The 6381-nt window shown below is 63.9% G+C and carries 6 protein-coding genes; all 6 read right to left on the bottom strand.

Annotated features, from left to right (window positions below):
- The coding region (locus tag A9W95_RS21645) for an MMPL family transporter (protein WP_156746337.1) at window positions 1-917 on the bottom strand (917 nt) is incomplete at its 3' end.
- Complete coding sequence (locus tag A9W95_RS21640) at window positions 914-1351, bottom strand: MmpS family transport accessory protein (protein WP_067417570.1); 438 nt, start codon at window positions 1349-1351, stop codon at window positions 914-916. The genes A9W95_RS21645 and A9W95_RS21640, both read right to left, overlap by 4 nt.
- Before the next feature lie 182 nt (window positions 1352-1533).
- On the bottom strand, window positions 1534-2592 hold the full coding sequence (locus A9W95_RS21635; protein WP_067417567.1) for a dihydrodipicolinate reductase: 1059 nt from the start codon (window positions 2590-2592) through the stop codon (window positions 1534-1536).
- 89 nt (window positions 2593-2681) lie between these two features.
- Window positions 2682-4421 (bottom strand): AMP-binding protein, encoded by a 1740-nt coding sequence (locus A9W95_RS21630; RefSeq protein ID WP_082983252.1) that lies wholly within the window; start codon window positions 4419-4421, stop codon window positions 2682-2684.
- A 39-nt stretch (window positions 4422-4460) separates the two neighbouring features.
- Window positions 4461-5579, bottom strand: a complete 1119-nt coding sequence (pe, locus tag A9W95_RS21625; RefSeq protein ID WP_067417564.1) for an acyltransferase PE — start codon at window positions 5577-5579, stop codon at window positions 4461-4463.
- Between the two features lie 68 nt (window positions 5580-5647).
- Window positions 5648-6381: MMPL family transporter (locus A9W95_RS21620; RefSeq protein WP_156746336.1), on the bottom strand; the 734-nt coding region annotated here is incomplete at its 5' end.

The raw sequence follows: 6381 nt of genomic DNA, 5'->3' as shown, positions 1-6381 counted from the left end.
TCGCCGGCGGCCAGTGCCTCCTGATAGCGGCCGACGAGGAAGATTCCGTAGTCAGTCCCCGCCGCGATCGCCAGCATGGTGAGGATGTTGGCGGCGAACGTGGTGAGCCCGAAGACGTTGTGATAGCCCAGGACCGCGACCACACCGCGGGCGCACGCCAGGGCGACGAAGGTCATGAACAGCTGCACGACGGTGGTCACGATGGAGCGGTAGACCAGCAGCAGCATGATCGCGATCGCGCCCAAAGTGAACAACGTGATCTTGGCCAGGCTGGCGTTGCCGATCAGGTGCATGTCGTCACTGAGGGCAGCGGGTCCGGTGACGTAGGCTTTCACCCCGGGCGGCGGCGGGTTGTGTTCGATCACCTTGCGGACGACGTCAACCGAATCATTGGCCAGCGTGGTGCCTTGATTGCCGGCGAGGTTGAGCATGACGTAGGCGCCCTTGGCGTCCGCGCTTTGCGCCCCGGCGGCGGTCAGCCGGTCACCCCAGAAATCCTGGATGTGTTGGACGTGCTTGGGGTCTTGCCGCAGTTGACGAATCAGTTCGTCGTAGTAGCGGTGCGCCGGATCACCTAACGGCTGCTGGCCCTCGAGAACGATCATCACGGTGCTGTTGGAGTCGAACTCGTGGAAGTTCTGGCCCAGACGCATCATCGCCTTCATCGACGGTGCGTCCAACGGGGTCATCGGTGCCGAGTGCAATTCGCTGACCTTCTCCAGCGTGGGCACGATGACGTTGGTGATGACGGTGATGAACACCCAGCCCAGGATGATCGGCACCGCGAAGATGCGGATCGTGTGCGGGATCAGCGGGCGGTGACCGCGCTCGGGTTTGGCGGCGTGCCGGGTGAGTATCGGCCCGGTGTCTGCGTTGTCGTCAGTAGTCAGGTGGTTCTTGTGATTCAGCTCGCTCATGCTGATTTCACCAAGCAGAAGGTCTGGGCGTTTTCACCGTCGGCTTTTTGCTGTTCTCGGACTACACCGTCCACGGTGATGCGACAGCTGATCTGGCTGCTGTCCGCTTGCGCCATGATGTTGGCGCTGACCGACGGCAACGTGGTCGAAATCGTCGTCGACCAGGGCAACGGCACGCCATTGACCTGATGGGTGTTGGCGTTTTCGTCCCAGTAGTTGATGTTCGCGGTGGCCCCTGGCGGTCCGGACACGTCGTAGACGACCACCTTCGGGTTGAACTGCACGATCTCGATTCCGGCGCCGGCGTTGGCGTTGAGGTCTTCAGAGCCGAAGATCTTGTGCAGTCGGGAGACGACCAAACCCGAGACGGCGAGGACGACCACCAGAATCAGGGGAATCCAGGCCTTTTTCAGCACCCGCGCTACGGAGTCCATCACCACCCCTTCTATCGCCTGCTGGCACCACCCGACGCTGGGTTCTAACGCCGCATCGGGGAGCTTGCTTCCTCCGTCAGCAAAATTGACGTAAACGAAACCTTTGCTCGGCTAAGTATCGTAAACCTTAGTGCACGCAAGCGTTCCTGAGGGTGCCCGAGTTGTGGCCAATCACATAGCGTCTACAACGCGACCCGTCCGGTCACAGGCGGTAGGTCGGCCAACGTCACGATGCCGGGCCTGGCGGCCACCACCGCGGGCACCGCGTTAGTGACCGGCATGGCGGTGTAGATCATGCCCAATCCCATGAAACCGGGTTCGGTCCAATCCTTGGGGGGCAGGCAGTGCAAGACCGTGCGCATGTTGGGCAGCCCGAAGACCTGGATGACGTGACCGTGTTCCAGCGGCTTGGGCGGCACCACGTGGTCGCCCATGGTCCAGTTGAATCCGACGGAGACAACATTGCGGTCGCCGACCCAGCCGCGGTGGTAGCCGTAGACGCTGCCCACGGTGCCGGCCGGGATCTTCATGAACCCGAGGTCGGTGTCCGCGGTGGCCGCGGTGAAGGTGACGTCGAAGGTCATCCGGTCTAGCTTGGCGCCGATCGCGTCGGCCATCATCGCCGCCGACTCGGCGAACACTTCACTTTCCCGCCGCACGTTCTCGGCCAGTCCCGGGGTGTCCGGATCTTGGGAGAACCCCATCGCGGTCTGGGTCTCCGCCGATTCGTAAGTGGAGCAATCCACCGACTCGGTGATGCGTATTTCGTCGACTCGTTCGCAGGAGGCGGACAGCACCATGCCGACCATGTTGGTCATACCCGGATGCGCACCGCTGCCGAAGATGGTGGAACCGCCGCGCTCGCAGGCGGCGAGGATGCGCGCGCGGTCCTGCGGGGTCTGCTTGCCGCCGGTGATCCAGGCCGCACTCGAGCAGACGTTGACCCCGGACTCCAAAAGCCGCACCAGCTCATCGATGTTGGGCCACAACGGGTTATAGCAAACGGCGTCGGCTCCCAGCGCGAGCAGCGCGTCGATGTCGTCGGTGGCCAGTACGCCCGTCGGCTCCGGCCAGCCCGCCAAGTCGGCGGCGTCCACCCCGACCTTCTCCGCTCCGTGCGCGTACACCCCAACCAGTTCCATGTCGGGCCTGCCGATGATCGCGTGCAGTGAGCGCCGCCCGATGTTGCCGGTCGTCCACTGGATGACGCGTAGCGGACGCTCTGCGCTGGGTGTGCTCATCGGGTGCTCCTTTGCGCCGGTCGAATGCACTCATTATGTTCATTCGGCGTCCGTACGCCCGGGCCACCCGCCGGCCGGCCCGATGCTTCTCAGGCGTCCAGTCGGGCGAACTGGTCCTGGCGATAGAGCTCAATACAGGCGGCGCGCCGGATCTTGCCGCTGGTCGTGGTGGGGATCGTCCCGGGAGCCACTACGACGAGGTCTTCCACACTCAAGCCGTGCGTGTTGGCGATCGCGGACGTGACGTCGCTTTTGAGGCCGGCCAGCCGATGCCTCGCGTCTTCGTCGAATTCGCCTCTTTGCTTGAGTTCGATGACAGTCACCAGTTTCTCGGTACTGTGCACCGGAACCGATATCGCCGCCACCCGACCGCCGGTGATCGCCTGGACCGTCGCCTCGATGTCCTCGGGATAGTGATTGCGCCCCCGGATGATCAGCAGATCTTTGATGCGTCCGACAATGAACAACGCACCGTCGTGGATGAAACCGAGGTCACCGGTTCGCAACCACGGTCGCTCCGGCGTGCCCGGCGACGGTTCGACGAGCAGTGCGCCGAAGCAACGTTGCTCCTCCGGCGGTTTGCGCCAGTAGCCGTCGGCCACATTGGCGCCATGGACCCAGATCTCACCGACCTGGCCGGGCGAACATTCGCGATCGGTGTCGTCGACGATTCGCAACGTAGGCGACTGCGGCACTTGATATTTGACCAGCGCCGTGCCTGTCCCTGCGGCAGCTGGTTGCGCCCGTCCGGCGGACAGCTCCGCGGTATCGAAGCGAAGGACGCTCGATTCGCTCCAGGTGCCGGCCGCGACGAACACGGTGGCCTCCGCCAAGCCATACGAAGGACGCACCACGTGTTCTTGGAAGTTGAAGTGCGCGAAGCGATCAACGAAGCGGCGTAGGGTGGCCGGCTCGACACGTTCGGCACCGCTGATGATGCCCTGCACCTGCCCGAGGTCTAGGCCGTCCAGGTCGTCGTCGGTGGTCCTGCGAGCGGCCAAGTCGAAAGCGAAGTTGGGCGCCGCTGACCACGCATGTCGATTTTCGGCCAGCGATCGCATCCATCGGGCCGGTCTCTCCAAGAACGCGATCGGGGTCGTCAATTCCCCGCGCCAACCATTGAGGATGGGCGCGCAGACGCCCAGTACCAAGCCCATGTCGTGGTGAAACGGCAACCAGGAGACCACCGTGGTATCCGGGGCGGCGGTCACATTGGAATCCGCGAAATAGCCGCGCATCAACTGCTCGAAATTCGCCTGCAGGTTGCGGTGCGAGATCATCGCCCCGGTCGGCTGCCTAGTAGATCCCGAGCTGTACTGCAAATACGCGATACTCGACAAATCGGTTGTCCGAGAAGCCGATTCAGCATCGTAGTCCAGATTCATCGAGTCGATCTCGAGGATCTTGGGAACGGCGTCCATGCGTGCCTGGTCGACATACTCGGTGATGTCTTGTGCGACCGCAGAGGTGGTGAGAACAACCGAGGGCGACGTATCGGCGAGGACCGCGCTCACCCGCTCATGACTGGAGCCGCGGTGCGGCAGGGGAAGCGGTACGGCGATCAAGCCGGCTTGTAGGGATCCCAGGAATGCCGCGATGTAGTCCAAGGACTGCGGAGCCAGGATGACGGCCCGGTCGCCGACCGAGCCGTACGGGCCGAGTTCGCGCGCCACGCCGAGGGTTCGGCGGGACAGTTGCGACCAGGTGAGACTTTCCCGAACGCCCGCCCAGTCGTGTTCGTAATCGGTGAACGTGAACGCCACGTCGTGAGGTCGCAGGCGGGCACGTCCATGCAGCATCGAGAGCAGCGATGACTGAGGCGGCGTCATATTACGTCCGTACGACCCGGGTGACTCCGTCGGCAGTCGTTACTGACCGGTGCCGTGGGACAACACCGACATGGCGCCGTTGAGGATCTGCGAGAAGGGATCGGCTCCGCCACCGAAAGTCGCCTGGGTGGCCGGGGCGGTGACCGCGGCGGGGTCGAAGCCGTGCACCGGATCCACCTGGATGGGGGCCGTCGCCGGGTCGTCGTTGCGGGAGTAGCCCGCGTTCACCCGGGGCGTCAGGATCGCGTCCAGTTTGTTCAGCGTGTCCTCTGGAATCCCGATGTAGGCCAAGGGCATCACCAGCGGAAGGTGCTTTTCCGGGATGAGGTAGGTCGTCGTGGACGCGCCCCTGGAGTTGACCTCGGTTCTGATGTTCTGCGGCGGCACCATGCTCGGGTTGGTGAAGGCCACCGCGGTGTGACCGGTCGCGAGACCCACGAGCGTGTTGGCGAGCGCGAACATGTTGTCCGGCCGGTCGGGGAAGTCCGCGATCGAGTCGTAGGCGGAGACGAAGATCCTGGTGTCGTACTGGCTCTCGAACGGAGGTGGGATGCGGTAGTCGAGCGCTGGAACCACGCTGCCGACTGGGAACATCGCGGTCAAGAAGCTTTGACCGAAGGCGTGGCGCGCCACCGGGTCACCGAAGGTCGCGAAGCTCAGTTGGTCCGGCGGCGGCGCGGTCGGATCGGTGGCCAGGCGCGCCTGTTCGGCCTCCAGCACCAGCGATCCCTCGGAGAGGCCGATCGCGGTGCCGCGGCCACCGGTGCGGATCGCCGCGTCGAGATTACCCATGCCCTCGTCGACCGACTCGCCGACGCTGGGACCGTTGACGCCTAGACCGGGGAAGGTTTCGTCGATTTTGCCGATGCCCGGAAACAGGCGTTCCAGCACGTGACCTTGCACCTGCCCGGCGGGGTAGCGAACGATCTCGCGACGCAGGCCGGGGAACCATTCGGCGCCTTCGCGGCGGATGTATTCGTCATAGGGAATGCCCAGGACGTGAGCACCGCCGAGCGCGTACGCCATCCCGTCGGTGGAGATCGGCGGAGGCGGCGTCCCGCCATCGGGCGTGTCATCGGCCGATGCGGTCCGAACGCCGAAACATCCTGTCGCGCCGACAGTTACCAGCGCCGTAACTCCCGCGAGTAGTTTCTTCATCCCTACTCCTGACCCCTCGGCTGTGCTCGTAGTCTCACATACATCCCGCATGCGCGCTAAACCTGCCCCTACTCGGCGCGTTCGATCGATGACCGGGCCAGCGGCCGCCGCTGGTCCACTCGGGTCGGCCACCAGTTCGCCCGCCCGACCAATGCCGCGATGGCCGGAACGGTGATCGTGCGGACCAGGAAGGTGTCCAGCAAAATGCCCACACCGATGACGAATCCACCTTGAACCACGGTGCTGATGCTGGAGAACAACAGCCCGCACATCGAGGCGACGAAGATCAAGCCGGCCGCGGTGATCACGCCGCCGGTCGAGCTCAAGGTGCGGATGATGCCGTACCGCATGCTGTGCGGCGACTCGTCACGCATCCGGGAAACGAGCAGCATGTTGTAATCGGCCCCGACCGCGACCAGCACCACGAACGCCAGTGGCGGCACGCTCCAATGCAATTGCTGGCCGAGTAGGTATTGGAACACCAGAACGCCGATACCCACCGCCGATAGAAACGAAATCACAACGGAGGCAACCAGATACAGCGGCGCGACAATGGCCCTCAGCAGTGCGATCAAGGTGAGGAGCACGACGAGGAGCGTTACCGCGATGATGAACCGGATGTCGTGGTTGTAGTAGTCACGGGTGTCTTTGAGGCCGACGGTGAATCCCGCCATCGAGATGGTGGCGTCGGCCAGTGTGGTATTCGGTTGTGCGCTCCGAGCGGTTGCGCTGATGGCGTTGACCTGATCCATCGCTTCGGTGCCGAACGGATTGAGTTTGGTTTGCACCAAGTACCGCACCG

Origin of the sequence: Mycobacterium sp. 1423905.2 (genome assembly GCF_001673155.1) — a bacterium.
GTDB lineage: Bacteria > Actinomycetota > Actinomycetes > Mycobacteriales > Mycobacteriaceae > Mycobacterium.
This window is presented reverse-complemented; position numbering and strand designations above follow the sequence as displayed.